The organism is Bradyrhizobium sp. CCBAU 11386 (assembly GCF_028128955.1).
Taxonomy (GTDB): Bacteria; Pseudomonadota; Alphaproteobacteria; order Rhizobiales; family Xanthobacteraceae; genus Bradyrhizobium.
Map to the genome: position 1 here is coordinate 163,072 of NZ_LBKA01000258.1, position 24,138 is coordinate 187,209.

The following is a 24,138-nucleotide window of genomic DNA, read 5'->3' on the forward strand; positions in this document are numbered from 1 at the left end:
GTCAACCTCCGAGGCGCCAGACCACCGACCAGGGCGGAAGCCGATCGCCGGCCGCGCCGCCCCAGATCGGCGTGCCCGCGCTGTCGGTGGACATGATCTCGTGATCCGAGAGATTGGCGACGAGGCGCAGCGTCGTGCCGTCGCCCATGCGCCAATGCGCACGGAGCAGGCCGCTATCGGCCGCCTCGGCGTCGCCGAAGCTCGCGCCGGCCAGCCGCGGCATGATCTCCTTGCGGCGGAGCGCGAGCAGGTCACGCACCAGCTCAAGTCGTGCATCCTGCTCCGGCGTGCGGTCGCTCCAATCGAGCACGGCTGACAATGGTGTTGCCGGATCCAGCGGGTCGGGCACCCCGTCGCCGTATTTCTCGTAGGCCCAGGCATATTCCTGCCTGCGTCCCTTGCGCACGGTGTCGGCCAGCCCGCCCTGGAAGTCGCAAAAGAACGGGAAGGGGACCTTCGAGCCCCATTCCTCGCCCTGAAACAGCATCGGCACCATCGGCGCCAGCAGCGTGACCGCGAGCGCGGCTTCGATCTGCCGCGGTGATGCCAGGCTCTCGAGCCGGTCGCCGAGCGGACGGTTGCCGATCTGGTCGTGGTTTTGCAGGAAGTTGACGAAGGTCGCCGGCGGCAGCTCGCGGCTCGGCTCGCCGCGCGGCTTCTTGCCCCAGAACTCCGAGATCTCGCCCTGGTAGACGAAGCCCGAGGCGAGCGCGCGTGCGAGATCCATCCGCGGCGTCTGGTAGTCGGCGTAATAACCGGCGAGCTCGCCGGTGAGCATCACATGCCAGACGTGGTGATAGTCGTCGTTCCATTGCGCGCGATATTTGCCGTTCGGCGGCTCCTGCGCGGCGTCGAGCAGGCTGGCGCGGTTGTCGCCGTTCTCCAGCACGAGGTGGATGTGCCGTCCCGTGGCCTTGGCCAGCTCGCCGGCGGCGACGCTGAGGTCTTGCAGCATCGACTGCTCGCCGGGCATTGCCATGATGTGGTTGGCGGCATCGAGCCGCAGGCCGTCGAAACGATAGTCGCTGAGCCAGGACAGCGCATTCTCGACCGCAAAGGCCCGCGCCTGCGGCACGCGATAGTCGATGGCGCTGCCCCAGGGCGTGTGCGCGTCGGTGAAGAAGCTCGGTGCATAGCGGCCGAGGTAATTCCCTTCGGGGCCGAAATGATTGTAGACGACGTCGAGAAACACCATCAGCCCGCGCAGATGCGCCTCGTCGATCAGCGTCTTCAGGTCCTCGGGACGGCCATAGGCGCTGTCGGGCGCATACCACAACACGCCGTCATAGCCCCAGCCACGGCGGCCGGCGAAATCGGCCAGCGGCATCAGTTCAAGCGCCGTGATGCCGGTTGCTGTGAGATGATCGAGCCTGTCGATCATGGCGCGGTAGGTGCCCTCCCGCGTGAAGGTGCCGACATGGCTCTCGATCAGCACCGTCTCTTCCCATGGACGGCCACGCCAGTCGCGCGCGCGCCAGGCGAAGGCGTCATGATCGATCACCTCGCTCGGGCCGAACACGTCCTCGGGCTGGAAGGCGGAGGCCGGATCGGGCACGTCGATCTCGTCGTCGATCCTGAACTTGTAGGGACTGCCGGCGGTCAGGCCGGCGATCTCAGCCACATACCAGCCGTCCTGCCGGCGCTGCATCGCGTGCCTTCGGTCGAGCAGGAGATCGACGCGTCGTGCGCCGGGAGCCCACAGGCGGAACGACACGCCGTCCTTCGTCGGCCTCGCGCCGAAGGATGGCCTCATAGCGCCCCCGCGAAGGCGAGCACGGAGCGCGGCGGCGCCTTGCTGTCGCTCCCTGGCGGGAAGTCGATCGTGTTCAGCTTGGCATCGGTCGTGTTGAGGATCTGCTGCCAGCTCTTGTATTCGGTCATCTTGGGCAATTTGAATGCGATTTCTTCGGGGGCGGCGTTCAGTACGATAAAGATCGCGGCCCCGCCCGGTTCCATCGGCCCCATCACATAGGAGAGGAACCGCCCTTCCGGGAATTTCCAGTCGTTCTCCGTCATCTCCTCTCCGGCGGGCGTCAGCCACAATGCGCCGTAAGACAGGCCGTCCTTGGGGCGGCCGTCGAGCCAGCGATGGCTGCGAAGCTGCGAGAAGCGGCGGCGGATGTCGGCGAGATCGGCGACGAAATCGACCATGTCGTCGCCGTCCTTGCCGAGATTGCCCCAGCCGACCCAGCCGACCTCGTTGTCCTGGCAATAGGCGTTGTTGTTGCCGGATTGCGAATTGCCGACCTCGTCGCCGGCGAGAAGCAGGGGAACGCCCTGTGCCAGCATCAGGCAGGCGAGCACGTTCTTGCGAAGCTGGCGGCGCAAGCCGAGAATCCCGGGATCGTCGGTCGGCCCTTCGACACCGCAATTGTTGCTGTGGTTGTCGTTGGAGCCGTCGCGATTGTCCTCGCCATTGGCTTCGTTGTGCTTCTCGTTGTAGCTGAAGAGGTCGGCCAGCGTGAAACCGTCATGCACGGTGATGTGGTTGATGCTGGCGCGCGGCCGCCGGCCGTCGTGGTTGAACAGGTCGGATGATGCCGTCATGCGGCTGGAGATGTCGCCGATCAGGCTGCCTTCGCCGCTCCAATAGCGGCGCATGGCGCTGCGATAGCGGTCGTTCCACTCCGACCATTGCGAGGGGAACGCGCCGACCTGGTAGCCGCCGAGGCCGAGGTCCCAGGGCTCGGCGACGAGCTTGACGGCTGCCAGCACCGGATCCTGCCGGATCGCGGTCAGGAACGAGATGCCGCGATCAAAACCATTCGGCCCGCGTGCGAGCGTGGTGGCGAGATCGAAGCGGAAGCCGTCGACATGACAGACTTCGACCCAGTAGCGCAAGGAATCCATCACCATTTGCAGCACGCGCGGACGGGTGAGGTTCACCGACGAGCCGCAGCCGGTGAAATCGTCGTAATAGCGCGGGTTCTCGCGGTTCAGCCAGTAATAGGAGGCGTTGTCGATGCCGCGATAGCACAGCGTCGGGCCGAGGTGGTTGCCCTCGGCGGTGTGATTGTAGACGACGTCGAGCATCACCTCGATGCCGGCATCATGCAGGCGCGCGACCGTGGTGCGGAAGGAGTCGAGCGCGTTGTCCTGGGCGTAGCGCGCCTCGGGTGCGAAGAAGGACAGCGTGTTGTAGCCCCAGTAATTGGCGAGCTTCTTCTCGACCAATATGCGGTCGTCGACGAAGCTGTGGATCGGCAGCAGCTCGATCGTGGTGACGCCGAGCCTCTTCAGATGCTCGATCATCGCCGGCGAGGATAGGCCGCCATAGGTGCCGCGCAAATTCGGCGGGACGTCGTCGCGCTTCTGCGTCAGGCCCTTGACGTGCGCCTCGTAGATGATGGTGTCTTCCCAGGCGATGTTGGGGCGGATCTCGCGCCGGCCCCAGTTGAAGGTCTCGTCGACCACGACGGCCTTGGGCATGCCGCGCGCATTGTCGCGCCGGTCGAAGGACAGGTCCTCGCGCGGGCTGCCGGTGCGGTAGGCGAAATGCGCATCGCTCCAGACCAGCCGTCCGGCGAGCCGCTTGGCATAGGGATCGAGCAGCAGCTTGTTGGCGTTGAAGCGGTGGCCGTGCTCGGGCTCGTAGGGCCCGTGCACGCGATAGCCATAGAGCTGGCCCGGCGAGACGTCGTTGAGATAGCCGTGCCAGACGTCCTCGGTCCTTTCCGGCAATTCGATGCGCTCGAGCTCGCGGCGGCCCTGCGTGTCGAACAGGCAGAGCTCGACCTTCTGTGCGTTGGCCGAGAACAGCGCGAAGTTGGTGCCGCGTCCGTCCCAGCTTGCGCCGAGGCGTGCGGGCGATCCAGCAGTCAGGCGCATCGGTCAGCTTTCCGGAACGAGGAAGATCGCGGCGAGCGGCGGGATGGTGAGGCGGAGTTCGGGCGTCTTGCCGCCAACGGCATGAACCTCGCCGATGTTCCCGACATTGCTGCCGCCATAATGGGCGGAGTCCGAGTTGAACACCTCTTTCCACTTGCCGGCAAAGGGCACGCGAACGCGATAGTTGCGATAGACGTTGGGGGAGAAGTTGACGATCACCAGACAGCGCGCGTGCTCGTCGATCCCCTTGCGCAGCCAGGCGAACACGTTGCGGTTGGCGTCATCGGTGATCAGCCATTCGAAACCGGCCTGGTCGCAGTCCATCTGGTGCAGCGCCGGCACCGCGCGATAGAGCCGGTTGAGATCGCGGATCAGCGCCTGGATGCCGGAATGATACTTGTATTCGAGCAGGTGCCAGTCGAGTGACTGGTCGTGATTCCATTCGCGGCTTTGCGCGATCTCGGCGCCCATGAACAGCAGCTTCTTGCCGGGATGGCCGAACATGAAGCTGTAATAGGCGCGCAGATTCGCAAAGCGCTGCCATTCGTCGCCGGGCATGCGGCCGAGGATCGAGCGCTTGCCGTGCACGACCTCGTCATGCGACAGCGGCAGGATGAAATTTTCCGAGAAGGCATAGTGCAGGCCGAACAGGATCTCGCCGTGATGATGCTTGCGGTGAATTGGATCCTTGCTGATGTAGTTCAGCGTGTCGTGCATCCAGCCCATGTTCCACTTGTAGCCGAAGCCGAGCCCGCCGAATTCGACCGGGCGCGAGACCTGCGGCCACGCCGTGGATTCTTCTGCCGCCGTGGTCGCCTGCGGAAAGCGGGCGAACAGTTCGGTGTTGAAGCGGCGCAGGAACGCGATCGCCTCGATGTTCTCCCGTCCGCCATACTGGTTCGGAATCCAGGCGCCGGGCGGACGGCTGTAGTCGAGATAGAGCATGGACGCGACGGCATCGACACGCAGGCCGTCGATCGCGTAGCGCTCCAGCCAGAACAGCGCGTTCGACACCAGGAAGTTCGTCACTTCGGTGCGGCCGTAATTGTAGATCAGCGTGCCCCAGTCGAGGTGCCGGCCCTGGAGCGGGTTGGCATGCTCGTAGAGCGAGGTGCCGTCGAAGCTGCCGAGCCCGTGCGGATCGTCCGGGAAGTGACCGGGCACCCAGTCGAGCAGCACGGCGACGCCTTCGCGATGGCAGGCGTCGACCAGCGCGGCAAAATCCTCCGGCGTGCCGAACCGGCTGGTCGGTGCATAGAGGCCGGTCGGCTGATAGCCCCAGGAGCCGTCGAACGGGTGCTCGCTGACGGGGAGGAATTCGAGATGGGTAAACCCCATGTCGCGGGCATAGGCCGGCAGCTGCTCGGCCAGCTCACGGTAGGTGAGCCATTCATTATCGCCCTTGCGCCGCCACGAGCCGAGATGGACCTCGTAGATCGACATCGGCGCCGACAGCGCATTGATGCCATCAGGCGCCGGGCGCGGACGCGGCAGGTGCGCCTCGTCGAACACGATGGAGGCCGTCTTCGGCCGCACCTCGCTCGCAAACGCCAGCGGATCGGATTTCAGCGGCAGCAGATGGCCATGCGGACCGATGACCTCGAACTTGTAGTGATCGCCGTTCTTCGCATGCGGAATGAACAATTCCCAATAGCCGGCACCGCGCACCCGCATGGGATGGCGCCGACCGTCCCAGAAATTGAAGTCGCCGACCACCGACACGCGACGCGCATTCGGCGCCAGCACGACGAAGCCGATGCCGTCGATGCCTTCGAGCCGCATCGGATGCGCGCCGAGCTTGTCGTAGAGGCGCTGATGGGTGCCTTCGCCGAGCAGATAGAGGTCGAAATCGGTCAGGATCGGCGGAAAGCGGTAGGCGTCCTCGAACTCGACGACGCTGTCGCCGAATTTGGCGCGCAGCTGGTAGTGCTTCGAGCCGTTCGGCAAGGCGCCGACGAACAGGCCTGCGTCGTGGACACGGTCGAGCCGAGCGACCTCGCCGTGCTCGCCGACCGCCTCGACATTGGAGGCCTCGGGCAGAAACGCGCGCACCACGCTCTTGCCGCCCTCGGGATGCAGCCCGAGATAGTGGAAGGGGTCGGAGTGGCGGCCCTCGATGATCGCGTAGGCCTCGGCTGGTAGTTTAGGCATGGGCTTCGCTCTCGGCATTGGACAGAATGCGAAGCAGTCCGGTCAGCGGCGCATGGAGCCCCTCAGGCCGGTGGGACAGCTCGTACTCTACTTCGTCGAACGCTTGATCAAGCAGGAAAAACGTTAACAGGCCTTCCGCGGACTGCGGAGCTTCCGGCCACAGCCGCCGATCGGTCATGGTCTCGCGATAGGCGGACAGGAAGGTGGTGGCGGCGCGCGCGCGCCATTCGCCGAGCGCGGCTACAAGCCGGCTCTGCTCGTCGGTACCTCCTGAAAGGGCTCGGTCAAGCGCCGCGTTAACCGAAAGATCGATCGAGCGGATCAGGCCGGCGACGTCGCGGGCGGCGGGCGCCTTGCGCCGCTTGTCGGCCAGCGGCAGACGCGGATCGCCGTCGAAGTCGATGATGAAAATATCGTCCTTCACGATCAGAATTTGCCCGAGCCGGAAGTCGCCATGATGACGGATGTTCAACCCGTCGATGTCGGATGGCAAGAGCGCATTCAGGCGGTCGGGCAGGCTCGGGCGCACTGCCGTGAGCTGGTCGATCAGCGGCCGGTCCGCTTCCCGCAGGCCGTCGCGGCTGTCGGCCAGTCGCTCGAAAACCCGCTCGGCGCGTGCCTTGAGGTCGGAGACCCAGTGCTTGACGTGGGCGGAGCCGATGGGCTCCGGAGCGAGTTCATCGGGCGTTGCCGCGGCCAGCGCGACATGCAGCTCGGCGAGGCGCCGGCCGATCTGCGCGATGAAGTGCAGGTAGGGCGCCTGCTCCTGGGTCTCGCGCGGCGCTTCGCCCGCCGACAAGACGCGCTGCTCGTCGATATAGCGGTCGAGATAGCCCGTGGTCACCGCCCAGCCGTCGCCCTGGTTCTCGACATAGGCGTGCAGTACGCCGAATGCGCTGCGCTGATCGCCCTCGACCAGTTCGACGCTGCCGAGCAGCGCCGGCGTATTGGCAAAGCGGGCGATCTCGGTGAGGTAGTGGCCGATCTCGATCTCGGGATTGGTGCCTCCTTCGAGCTGGCGATAGATCTTGGCGACGTATTGGTTGTCGACCAGCGCGGTGCTGTTCGACTGCTCGATCGCGCGGATGCGTTCGGGCTCCTTGATGGTATAATCGGCGAACCGGCTGGTCGCCTTGAACTCGAGCCGCAGATTGTTCTCTTCCACCACCAGGTTCTGCGACAGGTTGCGCAGGAACAGGCCGATGAAGATCTGATCGGTCGCGACGTCGAGCAGCGTGCCTTCGCGCGCACCCTGGCGCACGGCGGCGAGCGCCTTCGGATTGAAGCGCTCGCGGTCGAAGCGCACCCACTCGATCTGCATCGGCACGACATAGCGCGTGGCGACGTCGTGCTGTGTCGCTTCGAAGAACGCGATCCAGGGCCGGTTGTCGCCGATGTCGCAGAACGGCACCGCCGAGGTCAGCGTCGGCTTGATGTGCTTGGGATTGTGTTCGGGATACCACCGCGTCCGCGACAAGAATCCCGGCAGCACGTCGCGCTCGAACACGCCGCGCTCGCGGGCGAGCGACACCCAGGTCGAGTTGACCGGCACCACCAGTGTTTCGAATTCCGGCACGGCGCGCGGCGTCACCGGCGCGGACTTGTCGCGCTCCATGAGCTGGAACCAGTAGAAGCCGTACGGCCCCAGCGTGATCATGTAGGGCAGCTCGCCGATCGCCGGGAAGCGGGTGCGGCCGAGCATCTCCTGCGGGATGCGGTCCTTCCACGGCGACAGATCGAGCTCGGTCGCCTGCGCTGCCCGCGAGAGGTTGGCAACGCAGAGGATCACCTCGTCGCGATATTGCCGGACATAGGCCAGCACGGCGCGGTTGGCGGGGCGGATGAAGGTCATGGTGCCGCGGCCGAAGGCGAGCGTCGACTTGCGCACCGAGATCAGCCGCTTGGTGGCGCTGAGCAGCGACGACAGGCTGCGCGACTGCGCCTCCACGTTCACCGATTCATAGCCGTAGACCGGATCCATGATCAGCGGCGCATAGAGACGGGCCGGGTCGCAGCGCGAGAAGCCGCCGTTGCGGTCCGGGCTCCATTGCATCGGCGTGCGCACGCCGTTGCGGTCGCCGAGATAGATGTTGTCGCCCATGCCGATCTCGTCGCCGTAATAGATGATCGGCGTGCCGGGGAACGACAGCAGGAGCGAGTTCATCAGCTCGATCTTGCGGCGGTCGTTGTCCATCAGCGGCGCGAGGCGCCGGCGGATGCCGACATTGATGCGGGCGCGCGGGTCGTTGGCGTAGGTGGTCCAGAGATAGTCGCGCTCGACGTCGGTGACCATTTCCAGCGTCAGCTCGTCGTGGTTGCGCAGGAACAGCGCCCATTGGCAGCTTGCCGGAATGTCCGGCGTCTGGCGCAGGATGTCGGTGATCGGGAAGCGGTCCTCCTGCGCGATCGCCATGTAGATGCGCGGCATCAGCGGGAAGTGGTAGGCCATGTGGCACTCGTCGCCACGGCCGAAATATTCCTGCACGTCCTCCGGCCATTGATTGGCCTCGGCCAGCAGCAGCTTGCCCTTGGAGTAGGAATCCAATTCCTGGCGCAGGCGCTTGATGATCGCATGCGTCTCCGGGAGGTTCTCGTTCGAGGTGCCCTCGCGCTCGCAGAGATAGGGAATGGCATCCAGCCGGAAGCCGTCGACGCCGGCGTCCAGCCAGCGCTTCATCACCTGGATGAGGGCGCTGACCACGCGCGGATTGTCGAAATTGAGGTCCGGCTGGTGCGAGAAGAAGCGGTGCCAGTAGAAGGCGCCGGCCTCGTGATCCCAGGTCCAGTTCGACTTCTCCGTGTCGGTGAAGATGATGCGCGTGCCCTGGTATTTCTGGTCGGTGTCGCTCCAGACATACCAGTTGCGGGCGCTCGAGCCCGGATGGCTGCGGCGCGCACGCTTGAACCATTTGTGCTGGTCCGAGGTGTGGTTGACGACGAGCTCGGTGATGACGCGCAAGCCGCGCTTCTGCGCTTCCTGGATGAAGCGCTTGAAGTCCTTCATCGTCCCGAAATCGGGATTGACCGAGCCGTAGTCCGCGATGTCGTAGCCGTCGTCGCGCCCGGGCGAAGGATAGAACGGCAGCAGCCACAGCGCGGTGACGCCGAGCTCCTGGAGATAGGGCAGCTTCTCGGTCAGGCCGGCGAAGTCGCCGATGCCGTCATGGTTGCTGTCCGCAAACGCCTTGACGTGGAGCTGGTAGATGACGGCGTCCTTGTACCAGAGCTCATCCACGATCTCGGCAGCATCGGCCTTCTTGGTGTCGACGGAGGACAGAACATTCATGGCGTTGAGCCCTTACGCCAGGCAGCGGAACAGCAGCGCCGGATCGCGGTCGGGATCGATACGCAACCTGATCCCGCCCCATTCGATGCGGGACTGTTCGCCGGTGAGGAGGTTTTCGAGTGCAGTGACGTGGCGGCGCTCGCCGCCGACGTCGATGGTGAGGTCGCCGAGCGGCAACCAGAATTCGCGCACATGGCGCGAGAGTGCGATGGCGGCGACGACGGTGTTGGCCGGGTCGGTCGCTTCCTTGACGAAGGCGATTGTCTCGCCGTCCTCGATGCCGAGAAACCGCAAGTTCGCCGTCTGCTGGAGCGCCGCATTGTCGTTGCGGATGCGGTTGAGCCCGGTGATGTAAGGCTTGATGTTGCCTTGCTTGTCCCAGTCGCGCTGCTTGATCTGGTACTTCTCGGAATCGAGATATTCCTCGTGGCCGGGGACGGCTTCGTGCTCGAGCAATTCAAAGCCGCTATAGATTCCGTAATTGCCCGACAGCGTCGCGGCCAGCGCGAGCCGCGACTTGAAGGCCCAGGCTTCGCCGCTCTGGAGATGATAGGGCAGCAGGTCGGGCGTGTTCACGAACAGGTTCGGGCGATAGAAGTCGCGCTCGGGATAACGCGTCAGCTCGCCGAGATATTGCTCCAGCTCCCACCTTGAGGTGCGCCAGGGGAAATAGGTGAAGGACTGCGCGAAGCCGAGCTTGGCGAGGCCTTTCATCAGCTTCGGTCGTGCAAATGTCTTGGAGAACAGGATCACCTCGGGATGCCGGCGGCGGATGTCGCGGATCAGCCACTCCCAGAACGGAAGCGGCGCGGTGTCGTGATTGTCGATGGCGAACATGGTGACACCATGGTCGATCCAGAACAGCATGGCGTCGCGGAACGCATTCCACAGCCCGGCCCGGTCGACGGAGGCGAAATCGGGGATGACGATGTCCGAATAGGGGCCATCCGCCGTCCGCACCGAACGGTCGGGCCGCCACTTGAACCATTCCGGATGCTGCGTCAGCCAGGGATGGTCCGGCGCGCATTGCACGGCGAAATCGAGCGCGAGCTCGAGGCCATATTCCAGGCAGGTCGCAACCAGCGCGCGGAAATCCTCGATGGTGCCGAGCTCGGGATGCAGCGCGTCGTGTCCGCCCTCGGCGGCGCCGATCGCATAGGGCGAGCCGGGTTCGCCCTCGGTGGCGACCGGTGAGTTGTTGCGGCCCTTGCGCCTGTCATGCCCGATCGGGTGGACCGGCGTGAAGTAGAGCACGTCAAAGCCCATCGCGGCGATATCGGGCACGCGCGCGATGCAGTCGCGTAGCGTGCCGTGCCGGCCGGGGATCCGGCTCTGGCTGCGCGGCATCATCTGATACCAGGCGCCAAAGCGTGCCTCGCCGCGGTCCGCGATCAGCGGGAAGGGCGGCGAGCGGGTGAGGTCGGGTCGCGACTGGCTCTCGGCCATGGCGTTGCCGAGCTCGGTTGAAAGCAGCGGGGTGACTTCGCCGGTCTGAAGATAGTCCTCGCATTGTCTGACGATCACCGCCGCGGCGCCTTGCCGCGCGCCATGCGCCTTGGTCAGGAGCCCGGCGCCCTCGATGGCGTCGAGGCTGACATCGGCGCCGGACAGCTGCTTGCGCGCGACCGCGTGAGACCAGGTCGCGAACTCGTCGGTCCAGGCTTCGATGGCGTAGACATATTGGCCGGGCTCGACGGGCGTGAACGCGCCGGACCAACGGTCATCGCCGTGATGGATCATCGGCTCGCTCCGCCATTCCCGGTCCTGCTCGCGACGCCAGATCAGCGCGGCGCCGATCACGGCCTCGCCGTCGCGGTAGATGTCGGCCCACACCTCGACGCGCTCGCCCGCGATCCGCTTCACGGCGAAACGGCCGCCGTCAATCAAGGGATAGACGTCTTCGATGAGGAAAGCGCTGCCGGCTGCGGCACTCTCGACAGTTTGAATTGTCTTGTTCACGGTGATGCCATTGACAAGAAAGCAGGGCCCGTTTCCCTTGTCGGGAACCTACGCTTGATACCTATATAGAAAGCCGCTTGTGTGTCATTAGTTCCCCCTGGGAACGGCAGGCCCGGTTTGTGAGTTACCCCTAACTAACGTCTTCCGCCACCTCGCTAAAATCAATGCCCCCGGCCAAACCCAAACAATGGCCTGCAAGCTGCGTGCCGAATGGATCTTTTAGCTCAAGCCCAGATCAAGGGTGTTCAGTCCGAATTCGTCGACGCCCTCGGAAAGCTGCGGGTCACCGATCCCGTGGCCCTCAAATCCATCCTCGACGCCCTGCCGGAGAAGCGGGTTTATCGCTTCGTCAGTGGGCCGGTGGTGGTTCGCGCCCTGGGGCATCCGCGGACGGAATTGGCGACCGCCGGCGCGCCGCCGCTGCAATGGAAGATCGCCGGCAACGGCAATGTGATCGCGCGAGGCGAGACACGCGAGCCTGTCATCGCCTGGCCCGCCGGCCTGCCGCTCGGCTATCACCGCTTGACGTTGACCGATGCCGAAGGCGTGACCGAAGAGGTGCCGATGATCGTGGCGCCCGAACGCGCCTTCGGTGGTGATTTCGACCGCGGCTGGCTGCTCGCCGTGCAGCTCTACAGCGTCCGGTCGGACCGCAACTGGGGCATCGGCGATTTCACCGACCTCGCCGACCTCGTTCGGCTCGCAAAACAGCTGGGGGCCGACGGCGTCGGCCTCAATCCGCTGCACGTGTTGTTCGACGACCACCCGGCCGATTGCAGCCCCTATTCGCCGAACAGCCGGCTGTTTCTCAATCCGCTCTACATCGACGTCGAGGCCATCCCGGAATTTGCAGCTGACCTCGTCCCCGACGCGGCTGCGACCGCCGCGCGGCTGCGCGAAGGCGATCGTGTGCCATATGCGGATATGGCCGCGCTGAAATGGCTGGCCTTGCGCGCTGCCTTCAACAGTTTCGTGACAAGCGCGAGCGGTGTCCGCCGCAATCAGTTCGACGCCTTCCGCGCGGATCGCGCGCCGCTGTTGTCCCGTTTTGCCTGCTTCGAGGTGCTGCGGCATCGCTTCACCGGGCCGTGGTGGGAATGGCCGCCGGAGTGGCGGCAGCCGGACGCGACAAAATGCGCCGAGCTGCGCAACGGGCCTGACAAGCGCGAAGTCGAGTTCGTCGAATTCGTGCAATGGACCGCCGATAGCCAGTTGCATGCGGCCAAGGAGCTGGCCGGCCAGCTCGGCATGCGCGTCGGTCTCTATCTCGACGTTGCCGTCGGCGTGCAGTCCAACGGCTTCGATGCCTGGAACGAGCAGACGGCGATTTCCCGCCATCTCGCCGTCGGCGCGCCGCCCGACGTGCTCAATACGGTCGGCCAGGACTGGGGCCTGGCCGGATTCAACGCCGGCGGCTTAGAAGCGCAATCCTTCGTGCCGTTCGCCGACATGCTGGCTGCCTCGATGCGCCATGCCGGCGCCATCCGGATCGATCACGTGCTCGGGCTGAAGCGGCTTTATCTCGTGCCGCGCGGCTTCAAGCCCGACAACGGCGCCTATGTGCAGATGCCGTTCGAGGCGCTGCTGGGCGCGGTAGCGCGCGAGAGCACGGCCCATAAATGCATCGTGATCGGCGAGGACCTCGGCACGGTGCCGGAAGGTTTCCGCGAGACCATGCAGGATTTCGGCATCTGGTCCTACCTCGTCATGATGTTCGAGCGCGACGATGCCGGCCACTTCCGCAACATCGACTATTACCGGCCGAACGCGCTGGTGACGCTGAACACGCACGACCTGTGCACCTATGCGGGTTGGCGCTCCTTCAGCGATCTCAAGATGAAGCTGTCGCTCGGGCTCGATCCCGGCGAGGACGACAAGGCCCGCTGGCACGCGCTCGGCATGCTCGATGAGATACTGCGCCAGAACGGCATCAACGCCAACGATCTCTATTCGGTGCTCGCCTTCCTGTCGCGTACACCCTCGCGGCTGCTCGCGGTGTCGCTCGAGGACCTGCTCGGCGTGATCGACCAGCCCAACATTCCCGGCACGATCGACGAGCATCCGAACTGGCGTCAGCGGCTTCCTGTTGCGCTCGACAAGATCGCATCCCGGGTCGATCTCGTGGCCTTGAAGGCCGCGACGCGGGAACGTTCGTTGCTCGGCGGGAGTTGAGGAGCCGGGATTTTTCAAGGCTCGTACAACATTGTCTCAGAGGATCGAGGACTATGCGCTGATCGGCGACTGCGAGACCGCGGCGCTGGTCGGGCGCAACGGCTCGATCGACTGGCTGTGCTGGCCCGCCTTCGATTCAGATGCCTGTTTTGCCGCGATCGTCGGCACGCGCAAGAACGGCCGCTGGCTGGTCGCGCCGGCCGAAGACGTCACCGGCATCTCGCGCCGCTATCTCGGTCATACCCTCATCCTCGAAACGCTGTTTGAGACCAGGAGCGGCACCGTCGCCTTGATCGACTTCATGCCGCCGCGCGGCAAGGCGTCCGACATCGTGCGGCTGGTGCGCGGCGTCAGCGGCACGGTGAAGCTGCGGATGGAGCTCGTGATCCGCTTCGGCTTTGGCATTGATATTCCCTGGGTGCGCCGCTGCAAGGACGGCTCGCTGCTGGCGGTCGCCGGCCAGGACATGACGGTGCTGCGCACGCCGGTCGAGACCCGCGGCGAGGACCTGACGACGGTTGCCGAATTCGAGGTGAAGGCCGGCGAGACGGTGCCGTTCGTGCTGACCTACGGCCCCTCGCACCTCGATCCGCCCGAGCCGATCGATCCGGAGATCGCGCTCCAGGAGACCGAAAAATTCTGGCAGGACTGGTGCAGCCGCTGCACGCGGGACGGCGAGTATCAAGATCTCATCATGCGCTCGCTGATCACGCTGAAGGCGCTGACCTTCGGCCCGACCGGCGGCATCGTCGCGGCGCCCACGACCTCGTTGCCCGAGAAGCTCGGCGGCAGCAGGAACTGGGACTACCGCTTCTGCTGGCTGCGCGATGCCACCTTCACGCTGCTGGCGCTGATGAATTCGGGCTACACCGAGGAAGCCTTGGCCTGGCACAATTGGCTCTTGCGCGCCGCCGCCGGCTCGCCGGCGAACATGCAGATCATGTACGGCATCTGGGGCCAGCGCCGGCTCTTGGAATGGGAGGCGGGCTGGCTCGACGGCTATGAGGGCGCCCAGCCGGTCCGCGTCGGCAATGCCGCGCATGCTCAGCTCCAGCTCGACGTCTACGGCGAGCTGATCGACGCATTCCACCAGTCGCGCATGGCCAGGCTCAAGCTCGATGACGAGGCAACCTGGGCGCTGGAATGCGCGGTGCTCAATCATCTCGCCGAGGTCTGGGACCGGCCCGACCACGGCATCTGGGAGCGGCGCGGCGAGCCGAAGCACTACGTCTTCTCCAAGGTGATGACCTGGGTCGCCTTCGACCGCGGCATCAAGAGCGCCGAGACCTTCGGCTTCAAGGCGCCGCTGCTGCATTGGCGCGCGCTGCGCGAGGCCATTCATCGCGACGTCTGCAACAATGGTTTCGACGCGGAGGAAAACGCCTTCGTCGCGTCCTACGGCTCAAAGCTGCTCGACGCCAGCGTGCTGCTGCTGCCGGCGGTCGGCTTCCTGCCGGCGGAGGACCCGCGCATCCGCGGCACCATCGCGGCCGTCGAGAAGCACATCATGCGCGACGGCTTCGTGCTGCGGCACGATCCGCGCGAGGTGTCCGGGGAAAAGCAGCCGATCGAGGGCGCGTTCCTGGCCTGCAGCCTCTGGCTCGCCGATGCCCATGTGCTGTCAGGCAATCTCGGCATGGCGCAGGCGCTGTTCGACCGTGTGGCCGCCCTTGCCAACGACGTCGGGCTGTTGGCCGAGGAATACGACGCCGTGGCGGGTCGCCAGACCGGCAATTTCCCGCAGGCGCTGACCCACATCGCGCTGATCAACACCGCGCACAATCTGTCGGCGGCAAGGCAGGAGAGTGAGAAGCCGGCGGTGCAGCGGTCGAAGTAAGGCGCAACGAATGGATATTGCACCGATGCAGCGAGGAACGCACTTCACCTCTCCCGTAGGGAGAGGTCGGATCGCATCGAAGATGCGATCCGGGTGAGGGGTCACAGTCTTACTGGATGCGGCGGCCCCTCACCCGGATTGCTTCGCAATCCGACCTCTCCCCGTCGGGGAGAGGTGAACCTCGACCGGCGGAGATATTTGAGGCCATCAAGCCCTAGCCAACCCCATTCCATTTCAAAATCATCTCCATCGCCTCGGCAAAACCGTCCTGCTCGTTGGTTGCGGTAACGTGGGTGGCCTGGTCCTTGACGTTGTCCGTGGCATTACCCATGGCGATCGAGACGCCGCTGACGCGGAACATCGCGAGGTCGTTCTGCATGTCGCCGATGGTGGCGACCGCGTCGGTCGTAATGTCGAGGCGCCTCGCCATGGCCTCGACGAAGGTGCCCTTGTTGAAGCCGGGCGGGGTGATGTCGAGATAATAGGTCTGCGAGCGCACCGCGGTCGCCGCGCTGCCGAGCGCCTCCTGCATCGCCTTCTCGCAACGCTCGAGCCCGGCGGCGTCGGCGCTGGCGCCGACGATCTTGCAGGCGCTCGCAAGGTACGGCGAGAAATCCGTCACGATGGTCGGGTCGGAGCGGATCGTATGCTGCTCATGGGCGACGTATTTGCCGCTGGGGTTGTCGATCAGCCATTTGTCGGTGGTGAACAGCCAGATGTCGGCGCCGAACTCCCGGAGGATCTGCAAGCACCGTTCGGCGGCGGCTGCGGGGATGAGGTGCTGCTCGACCGGCTTCATCTCGGGGTCGACGATCGAGGAGCCGTTGAACGGGCCGACTGGCAGCCACAGCGCCAGCGGCTCGATCAGGAAGCGCATGCCGATGGCGGGACGGCTGGAGGTGATGGTGAAGCCGATGCCGGCCTGGTGCAGCCGCTGCACCGCGAACCTCGCGCGGTCGGTCAGCGTCTTGTCCTTGGTCAGCAGCGTGCCGTCGACGTCGGACACCACGAGAGAGATTTGCGTCATGGCAGGACCTTGGGTTTCACGGCCTTAGGTTTTCATGACCTTGGGTATTGCGCCGCCCAGTTTCAATTGCCGCACGACACCGTCCACGATCGCCTCGACGGTTTCGTCGATCGAGACGGTGATGACGTGCTCGCTCGCCTCCGGGGCTTCCAGCGTGTTGAACTGGCTGGTCAGCAGCTCGGGCGGCATGAAATGGCCCTTGCGGTGCGCGAGCCGTTCGGCGATCAGCTCCTTCGTGCCCTTCAGGAAGACGAAGCGGACGTCGTCGCGCCCCCGCAGCAGCACGTCCCGATAGGTGTGCTTCAGCGCCGAGCAGGCGATGATGACGTGCTCGCCCTTTTCGCAGACCCGCGCGATCTCGTCGGCGATAGCGTTGAGCCATGGCCAGCGGTCCTCGTCGGTAAGCGGGTGGCCGGCCCGCATCTTCTCGACATTGCTGGCGGGATGAAAGCTGTCGCCGTCCTCGAAGCGCCAGCCGAGCCGCTCGCCGAGCGCCTCCGCAACCGTGCTCTTGCCCGAGCCCGACACGCCCATCACGATCAACGCACAAGGAGCTTCAACGCCCGCCACGAATTTCCTCCGGAAGCGCGGCCTGGTCGACCAGCCAGACGGTCTCACCATTCGAGCGCGCGCGTACAGCCGGCAGAGTCTCGCCATTGAGGAGGCGCGTCAAGATCGGCTGCTTGTCATGTCCCGCAATCTCGAACAGCATTTCGCGGCAGGACGCAAGGACGGGCAGGGTGAGCGACACCCGCGGCACGAAGGGGGCCACATTGGCCTTGGGCACCCCGACGACCCAACGCTGCATTTCCTCGATTTCGGGAGAGCCGGGAAACAGCGAAGCGGTGTGACCGTCCGGGCCGGCGCCCATCAGAACCAGGTCGAACAGCGGCCGGGCCGGATCAAGGCTTTCCGAACCGTAGAAGGCTTGCAGCTCGCGCGCATAGGTCTCGGCGCTTTGGTCCGGGCTTTCGGCCGCGGTCGGGATCGGGTGGATGTGACCGGACGGCGCGTTGCGATCGAGAAAGATCGCGCGCGCGACCGCCATGTTGTTGAGGGGATCGCTCTCAGGCACGAAGCGCTCGTCGCCGATGAACCAGTGCACGCGATCCCACGGGATTTTTCCGCGCCAGGCATCGCCGCCGAGCAGCTGATAGAGCTTCTTCGGGCTGGAGCCGCCGGTGAGGCAGATCGCGATTCGCCCCGCGTTGGCCGCAATCCGCGCCATCACCCGTTCGGCCGCGGCTTGCGCAAGGGCCCCGGCGTCGGCTGCGACGATCAGCTCCGGCTGGCCGGCCGCCGCCATCACGAAAACTTCCGCCAGCTTCGTCCGTCGCGCCGGAGCAGTTCGTCGGCGCAGGCGGGGCCGTCGCTGCCGGCTTCATAGGTCTCGATGCCGTTGGTGCCCTCGCTCTTCCAGGCGTCCAGGAACGGCTGCACCGCCTGCCATCCCGCCTCGATGCCGTCGGCGCGCTGGAACAGGATGTTGTCGCCGATCATGCAGTCGTAGATCAGCGTCTCGTAGCCGGTCGAGGGATCGACGCGGAAATAGTCGCCGTAGCGGAACTTCATCTCGACGCCGTCGATGGTGATGCTCGGCCCCGGGATCTTGGCATTGAACTGCAGCTCGATGGTCTCGGTCGGTGCAATGCCGATGGTGAGGAAATTCTGCGACAGGCGGTCGACGTCCGTGCCCGAAAACATCGACAGCGGCGCCTGCTTGAACTTGATGGCGACTTCGGTGCGCTTGTGGCCGAGCGCCTTGCCGGTGCGCAAGTAAAACGGCACGCCGGCCCAGCGCCAATTGTCGATCATCAGCTTGAGGGCGACAAAGGTCTCGGTGGTGCTGCCGGGCTTGACGTCCGCGGCCTTGCGATAGTCCGTGATCTCGTCGTCGCCAATGCGGCCTGCCAGATATTGCGCGCGGACCGAATTCTTCAGCGCCTCTTCCCGGCTTGGCTGCTGGATCGACGTCAGCACGTCGGCCTTCTCGGAGCGTACGGAATGCGCGTCGAACCGGGCAGGCGGCTCCATCGCGACCAGCGACATCAACTGGAACAGGTGGTTCGGCACCATGTCGCGCAGCGCGCCGGTGGCGTCGTAGAAGCCGCCGCGATGGCCGACGCCGAGCTTCTCCTCCACCGTGATCTGGATGTGGTCGATGTGGTTGCGATTCCAGATCGGCTCGAACATGCCGTTGGCAAAACGCAGCACCAGGATGTTCTGCACCGTCTCCTTGCCGAGATAGTGATCGATCCGGTAGATCTGGTGCTCGTCCATGATCTTCAGCAGCTCGGCATTCAGCGCGCGTGCCGAAGCGAGGTCGGTGCCGAACGGTTTTTCGATCACGAGGCGCCGCCAGGCGCCGTTCTCCTTCATCATACCGGTGCGGCCGAGCTCGCGCGCGGTCGGCGCGAACGCGGCGGGCGGCGTTGCCAGATAGAACAGCCGGTTGCCGCCGGTGTCCTGCGCGCATTCCAGCGAATCCAGATGCTCGCGCAGGCGGTCGAAGGACGGCGGGTCCTTCGGGTCAGCTTCGACGAAGGTTAGGCATTGCAGCAGCTTCTGGGCGATATCGTCGTCCACGGGCCGCGTCGCGAACTGGCGCAGGCCCTTCAACAGGCTGTCGCGCAGCTCGTCATCCGACTGGCCCTTGCGGGCCACGCCGACGACACAGAACTTTTCCGGTAACAGGTGCTCGGCGGCGAGATTGTACAGCGAGGGCATCACAAGGCGATGAGTGAGGTCACCGGTGACACCAAAGATAACGAAGGCGCAATTTTCCGGCTTGCGCTTGGCTTGCGGGTCTTTTGTCACGAACAATTGGCCTTCGCGTTGTTGCTCTTACTTGGGCTTCGAAGCGCCCGGCTGCTTCGGCTCCTTGTGGCCGCCGAAACCCGCGCGCATCGCGGAAAGAATTTTTTCGGCAAAGGTGTGTTCCTTGCGGGAACGGAAACGTGTGTAGAGCGCCGCGGTCAGGACCTCGGCCGGCACCGCCTCGTCGATCGCCGCATTCACGGTCCAGCGGCCTTCGCCGGAATCCTCGACGAAGCCGGAATATTCCGCCAATGCCGGGCTGTCGGCGAGCGCGGTCGAGGTGAGGTCGAGCAGCCAGGACGGGATCACGCTGCCGCGCCGCCACACCTCGGCAATGTCGGCGAGGTCGAAATCGTAGCGATGATCCGCCGGCAAGGCATCGATGTTGGCGTTCTTGAGGATGTCGAACCCTTCGGCATAGGCCTGCATCAGGCCGTATTCGATGCCGTTGTGGATCATCTTGACGAAGTGGCCGGCGCCGACGGGGCCGGCGTGGATGTAGCCCTGCTCGATGCGGGGATCGCGCCCCTCACGTCCCTCCGTGCGCGGAATGTCGCCGGCACCGGGCGCGAGCGCGGCGAAGATCGGATCGAGCCGGTCGACCACCTGCTTCTCGCCGCCGATCATCATGCAATAGCCGCGGTCGAGACCCCAGACGCCGCCAGAGGTGCCGACGTCGACATAGTGGATGCCGCGCGCCTTCAGCGCCTTGGCGCGGCGGACGTCGTCCTGCCAGAAGGTGTTGCCGCCGTCGATGATGACGTCGCCTTCCTGCATCACGCCCGCGATCGTGTCGATCGTCGTCTCGGTGATGCGCCCCGCAGGCAGCATCACCCAGGCGGTGCGCGGCCGCTCGAGCTTCGCGACGAACTCCTCCAGCGTCGCCGAGCCTACCGCGCCGTCTGCGGCAAGGCCGGCGACGGCCTTGGCGTCCTTGTCATAGACCACGGTCGAATGGCCGTGGCGCATCAGCCGGCGAACGATGTTGCCGCCCATCCGGCCGAGGCCGATCATGCCGAGTTGCATCTGAGAAATTCCCTTAATTCAGCGCGTCGTTAAGCGCCGCATTGAGCGCCGCGAGACCTTTCTTGAGCCCGCCCTTCAGGTGGACGCGCAATGCGCGCCGCCCGCGCTCGGTGAGCACGTCGAAATCGCCGCGCGCCTGCGCCGCCTTGATCACGCCGAAGCTGGCCTTCTGGCCCGGCACGGCCAGGTCCTTGGCATCGTCGGCGGTGATCTGGAGGAACACGCCGCTGTCCGGCCCGCCCTTGTAGGCTTGCCCCGTGGAGTGCAGGAAGCGCGGCCCGAACTCGGCGCAGGTCGCGACATGGCGTTTCTCGCGCACTTCGAGCCGCATCGCCTGAAGTGCGTCGATGGTGGTCTTGTCGCGCGCGATGTAGCCGAGCAGGGCGACATAGTCGCCATGATTGGAGCGGGACAGATGCGCCTTCAGCCAAGAGGTGAGGTCGCCGTTGGCGCCGGCGGCGCGCAGCGCCGTGGCGTTGGCCTCGTCGGTGTAGAGATCGGCCTCGTCGGTGCTGACCACCGGCTGCTCCGCCGGCAGCGCGCCGGTCTTCTCGAACGACGCGGTGAGCTCGCGGGTCTTGATCTTGGCCGCTTCCACGTCCGGCTGGTCGAACGGGTTGATGCCGAGGATGCTGCCTGCCACCGCCGTTGCCATCTCGAAGCGGAAGAACTCCTGGCCGAGATGGTCGATCGACTTCATGACGATGCGCACCACGGGATGGCCGGCCGCTTCGATCGCGGCAAGCTTCTCGTCATGGGCGGCGTCCGCCTCGCCTTCGGTGCGGATGTCGATGAAGAAGCGGTCGTTGCCGTAAGCCGCGGGGTCGCCCAGCGGCTCGCCGTCGATCGGGATCAGGCCCTTGCCTTCCTTGCCGGTCGATTCCGCGATCAGCTGCTCGGCCCAGGCGCCGAAATCGGCGATCTTCTTCGACGACAGGATCGTCACCTTGTCGCGGCCTTCGAGGCCGGCGAGGCCCATGGCAAGGCCGAGCTGCACGCCGGGATTCTCACTTGGCGGCACGTCCGGCCCGCAGGAGCGGGCCATCGCAAGCGCATGCTTGACGAAGGTCTTGACGTCGACGCCCGCGGTCGCCGCCGGCACCAGGCCGAACGGCGAGAGCACCGAATAGCGGCCGCCGATCGAGGGCTCGCCATGGAAGATGCGGGCGTAGTTCAACTTCTTGGCCGACTTCTCCAGCGACGAGCCGGGATCGGTCACCGCGATGAAGCGATGGCCGGTCTTCACCTTCGGCCCGACGGCTTGCGCGACACGCTCGTGGAAATAGTCCTTCATCGCGTTCGGCTCGGTGGTGCCGCCGGACTTGCTGGACACGATGAACACCGTGTTGGCGATGTCGATCTTCGCTTCCATCGCCCGCACCTGGGTGGGATCGGTGGAATCGAGCACATGCAGCTTCGGGAAGCCTGACTTTCGCGCAAAGGTCTCGGCCAGCACCTCGGGCCCGAGGCTCGATCCGCCCATGCCGAGCACGACCGCATCGGAGAATTTCTGGCCCTTCACGCGGCTGGCATAGTCCTCGTAGTCGGCGACGTCGGCCTTGGCGGCGCTGTCGAGCCAGCCGAGCCATTTGTCCTCGTCGGCCCCGGTCCAGACCGACTTGTCGCGCTGCCACAGCCTGCGGATCTTGGCCGACGCCCGCCATTCCTCGGTGCTCTTGGCCACCGCCTTGCCGAGCCCGTCGCCGAGCGAGAGCTGCTGGCGGTCGAGCGCGGGCCCGAGCACGGTGGCGCGCTTGTGGGCGACGGCGCCGTAGAGCTTGTCAGCGGCGTCGGCGAACAGCTTGACGCCGTCCTTGACCAGCTCTTCGGTGATCGCGTCGAGCGAGACGCCGGAGCGCTCCAGCTCTTCCAGCACGCGCCTTGCCTCGTCGACATTCTCTTCCAGGCTGTCGCGCGGCTTGCCGTGGTCGCGGAACGCATCCAGCGTCGCCGGCGGCACGGTGTTGATGGTGTCGGGGCCGATCAGCTCCTCGACATAGAGGACGTCGCTGTAATCCTTGTTCTTGGTGCCGGTCGAGGCCCACAGCATGCGCTGCGGCTTGGCGCCCCTGGCGGCGAGCTTCTCCCAGCGGGGACCGGAGAACAGGCGCTTGTAATCCTGGTAGGCGACCTTGGCGTTGGCGATGGCGACCTTGCCCTTGAGCGCGGCGAGCCGTTCCTTCTCGCTGGGATCGTTGGCGCGCGCGATCTTCTCGTCGAGCTGCTTGTCGACCACCGAATCGATGCGGCTGACGAAGAAGCTCGCGACGCTCGCGACATGCGACGGATCGCCGCCGCCGGCGACGTACTTTTCGAGACCGGCGAGGTAGGCCTCCGCGACCTGGAGGTAGACGTCCCTGGAGAACAGTAGCGTGATGTTGATGCTGATGCCCTCGCCGATGAGCGTCTCAATCGCCGGCAGGCCTTCCGGTGTCGCCGGCACCTTCACCATCAGATTCTTGCGGTTGACGTCCTTCCAGAGCCGCCGCGCCTCGGCGACCGTGCCGGCGGTGTCCATCGCGAGATAGGGCGAGACCTCCAGGCTGACATAGCCGTCGCCCCCCTTGAGGCGGTCATAGACCGGGCGCAGCACGTCGGCGGCATTCTGGATGTCCTCCACCGCGACGGTTTCGAACAGGTCGGCCACGCTCCGGTCGCCGCGCTTCAGCGCCTTGCCGATCGGAGCGTCGTACTCGTCCGAACTGCCGATCGCCTTCTCGAAGATCGACGGATTGGAGGTGACGCCCTTGACGCCGTCGGTGTCGATCAGCCGCTTGAGGTCGCCCTTGGCGATGAAGCCACGGGCCAGGAAGTCCAGCCAGACGGCCTGTCCGTGCTTTTCCAGTTCTTTGACGGGATTCATGATGCTTATTTATCTCCAAGCCTGCGGGCGAGGGGTTTCCGCGCCGGTCCTGACGCGCTATCCTCTAGCTAACATGCTCCCGGGAGGGAACCAATCAAGGGTATAGGCGTCATACCCTCGGTGTAACTCCGTCGCGATCATGGCGATCCAGGCGGCTGTGGCTTTGTTGCGTGAAAAGTCGTTGGCCGGAGAGGTTCGGCCGAGGTCTTGTTGCGTAACGTCTGCCGGCCGCTGCACAAGAGTGCCATCAGCGGATTCCGATCCGCCAGATGCTTCGCCGCCCGGTTGCGAATGACCATGCTGGGGGAAAGCATGCACGCGCATCCCGACGGCCCACCGCTCGCCGTTGCCGGCGGTCCGCAATCGGTCGCGCCGGCCGTAAGCATCGACGCGGCCCACGATCTCGAAACCAACCCATGCGCGACGTATCTGCGGCTGCTGGTCGCGTCGGGCTTTGCGATGACCCTGCTCAGCGCCAGCCTTGCCTTCGACTGGTGGGACGGCCTCGGCGACTACGACACGACGGTCGGCTATGCCGGCGTCGCGCTGTTCGGCCTGGTCACAAGCCGGCTGATCTGGATGCTCCCCGCCGAACGCGGGCCGGTGGTGATCGTCACCCCCCATGGCATTCGCGATCGTCGCATCGGCAATGAATTTCTGCTGCGGGAGTCGATTGCGGAGGTTTCGACCGGGGAGCGGCGCGGCCACAGGATGATCTTGCCGGCGCCGACGCGGGCCTTGCAGCGGCAGCTCGCCCGTATCCGCGCCGGGATCCGATCGACGTCGCGCGGCGCGCAGGACGACCGCATCGTCATTCGCCCCGACGGGCTGGCGACCGATTTTGACACATTGCTGCGCGCCTGCCGTGACTGTCATGCTGCCAGCTACTCACGCACCGCATTGCGGCGGGACCGCGATCAAGGTGCGCCAGACTCAGGTTCGGTCTCACAAGGCTTGGCCGTACAAGCGTCACAAAGCTGCCGCCGGCTGACGGCTATGCTGCACCGCCGGATAGGCTTGATCCCCGGTAATGCCCGGATGTTGCGGCCGAGTGACATTTGCTGGAAATGAGCGAAAATATACATAGATTCGCATAAATAACAGGCAGGTGCCTGTTCGTAACTCACCTGGTTGCCTACGTTGTGCGTTGCGTGGAGTCGGCCCCCGGGTGT

The 24,138-nt window shown here is 65.3% G+C and carries 14 protein-coding genes; 3 read left to right on the plus strand and 11 right to left on the minus strand.

Annotated elements, in window-relative coordinates:
• Window position 1: 1 nt before the first annotated feature.
• From treZ to XI09_RS40180, 5 genes are read right to left on the minus strand one after another with little or no spacing between them, the layout of a single operon-like run.
• On the minus strand, window positions 2–1,753 hold the full coding sequence (treZ, locus tag XI09_RS40160; protein ID WP_271571837.1) for a malto-oligosyltrehalose trehalohydrolase: 1,752 nt from the start codon (window positions 1,751–1,753) through the stop codon (window positions 2–4).
• The gene (gene glgX / locus XI09_RS40165; protein ID WP_271571838.1) at window positions 1,750–3,828 is read right to left on the minus strand and encodes a glycogen debranching protein GlgX; all 2,079 of its coding nucleotides are present in this window, start codon (window positions 3,826–3,828) and stop codon (window positions 1,750–1,752) included. The genes treZ and glgX overlap by 4 nt, the downstream gene beginning before the upstream one ends.
• A 3-nt stretch (window positions 3,829–3,831) precedes the next feature.
• Complete coding sequence (gene glgB / locus XI09_RS40170; RefSeq protein ID WP_271571839.1) at window positions 3,832–5,979, minus strand: 1,4-alpha-glucan branching protein GlgB; 2,148 nt, start codon at window positions 5,977–5,979, stop codon at window positions 3,832–3,834.
• Window positions 5,972–9,265 carry a maltose alpha-D-glucosyltransferase gene (treS, locus tag XI09_RS40175; RefSeq protein ID WP_271571840.1) on the minus strand — a complete coding sequence of 1,098 codons (3,294 nt, stop codon included), beginning with the start codon at window positions 9,263–9,265 and terminating at the stop codon, window positions 5,972–5,974. The genes glgB and treS overlap by 8 nt, the downstream gene beginning before the upstream one ends.
• Window positions 9,266–9,277: 12 nt before the next feature.
• Complete coding sequence (locus XI09_RS40180) at window positions 9,278–11,224, minus strand: maltotransferase domain-containing protein (RefSeq protein ID WP_271571841.1); 1,947 nt, start codon at window positions 11,222–11,224, stop codon at window positions 9,278–9,280.
• Window positions 11,225–11,434: 210 nt separating this feature from the next.
• Here XI09_RS40180 and malQ point away from each other — a divergent pair, with 210 nt between their 5' ends.
• Window positions 11,435–13,396, plus strand: a complete 1,962-nt coding sequence (malQ, locus tag XI09_RS40185) for a 4-alpha-glucanotransferase (protein ID WP_271571842.1) — start codon at window positions 11,435–11,437, stop codon at window positions 13,394–13,396.
• Between the two features lie 31 nt (window positions 13,397–13,427).
• A complete protein-coding gene (locus XI09_RS40190; protein ID WP_271571843.1) occupies window positions 13,428–15,233 on the plus strand; it encodes a glycoside hydrolase family 15 protein in 1,806 nt (601 codons plus the stop codon).
• Window positions 15,234–15,447: 214 nt separating this feature from the next.
• Here XI09_RS40190 and XI09_RS40195 read toward each other — a convergent pair whose 3' ends face one another.
• The 6 genes from XI09_RS40195 to XI09_RS40220 are packed head-to-tail and all read right to left on the minus strand — an operon-like array spanning window position 15,448 to window position 22,966.
• Window positions 15,448–16,260: an HAD family hydrolase gene (locus XI09_RS40195; RefSeq protein WP_271571844.1), complete on the minus strand. Its 813-nt coding sequence runs from the start codon at window positions 16,258–16,260 to the stop codon at window positions 15,448–15,450.
• 24 nt (window positions 16,261–16,284) lie between these two features.
• Window positions 16,285–16,830 carry a gluconokinase gene (locus XI09_RS40200; RefSeq protein WP_271571845.1) on the minus strand — a complete coding sequence of 182 codons (546 nt, stop codon included), beginning with the start codon at window positions 16,828–16,830 and terminating at the stop codon, window positions 16,285–16,287.
• A complete protein-coding gene (gene pgl, locus XI09_RS40205; RefSeq protein WP_271571910.1) occupies window positions 16,817–17,566 on the minus strand; it encodes a 6-phosphogluconolactonase in 750 nt (249 codons plus the stop codon). Before pgl ends, XI09_RS40200 begins: the two co-directional genes overlap by 14 nt.
• Entirely contained in the window at window positions 17,566–19,077 is a 1,512-nt protein-coding gene (gene zwf, locus XI09_RS40210) for a glucose-6-phosphate dehydrogenase (protein WP_271571911.1), read from the minus strand. The genes pgl and zwf overlap by 1 nt, the downstream gene beginning before the upstream one ends.
• A 27-nt stretch (window positions 19,078–19,104) precedes the next feature.
• On the minus strand, window positions 19,105–20,103 hold the full coding sequence (gnd, locus tag XI09_RS40215; RefSeq protein WP_271571846.1) for a phosphogluconate dehydrogenase (NAD(+)-dependent, decarboxylating): 999 nt from the start codon (window positions 20,101–20,103) through the stop codon (window positions 19,105–19,107).
• Window positions 20,104–20,116: 13 nt separating this feature from the next.
• A complete protein-coding gene (locus XI09_RS40220) occupies window positions 20,117–22,966 on the minus strand; it encodes a bifunctional transaldolase/phosoglucose isomerase (protein WP_271571847.1) in 2,850 nt (949 codons plus the stop codon).
• Window positions 22,967–23,257: 291 nt separating this feature from the next.
• Between XI09_RS40220 and XI09_RS40225 the strand changes: the two genes are divergently transcribed.
• Entirely contained in the window at window positions 23,258–24,037 is a 780-nt protein-coding gene (locus XI09_RS40225; protein ID WP_271571912.1) for a hypothetical protein, read from the plus strand.
• Window positions 24,038–24,138 lie beyond the last annotated feature (101 nt).

What these genes read in the sequence shown, in the direction of transcription:
- glgX (WP_271571838.1), bottom strand. Translation starts at nt 3,828, where the DNA reads ATGCGCCTGACTGCTGGATCGCCCGCACGCCTCGGCGCAAGCTGGGAC.
- XI09_RS40225 (WP_271571912.1), top strand. Translation starts at nt 23,258, where the DNA reads ATGACCATGCTGGGGGAAAGCATGCACGCGCATCCCGACGGCCCACCG.
- treS (WP_271571840.1), bottom strand. Translation starts at nt 9,265, where the DNA reads ATGAATGTTCTGTCCTCCGTCGACACCAAGAAGGCCGATGCTGCCGAG.
- XI09_RS40195 (WP_271571844.1), bottom strand. Translation starts at nt 16,260, where the DNA reads ATGACGCAAATCTCTCTCGTGGTGTCCGACGTCGACGGCACGCTGCTG.
- pgl (WP_271571910.1), bottom strand. Translation starts at nt 17,566, where the DNA reads ATGGCGGCGGCCGGCCAGCCGGAGCTGATCGTCGCAGCCGACGCCGGG.
- XI09_RS40220 (WP_271571847.1), bottom strand. Translation starts at nt 22,966, where the DNA reads ATGAATCCCGTCAAAGAACTGGAAAAGCACGGACAGGCCGTCTGGCTG.
- malQ (WP_271571842.1), top strand. Translation starts at nt 11,435, where the DNA reads ATGGATCTTTTAGCTCAAGCCCAGATCAAGGGTGTTCAGTCCGAATTC.
- gnd (WP_271571846.1), bottom strand. Translation starts at nt 20,103, where the DNA reads ATGCAACTCGGCATGATCGGCCTCGGCCGGATGGGCGGCAACATCGTT.
- treZ (WP_271571837.1), bottom strand. Translation starts at nt 1,753, where the DNA reads ATGAGGCCATCCTTCGGCGCGAGGCCGACGAAGGACGGCGTGTCGTTC.
- glgB (WP_271571839.1), bottom strand. Translation starts at nt 5,979, where the DNA reads ATGCCTAAACTACCAGCCGAGGCCTACGCGATCATCGAGGGCCGCCAC.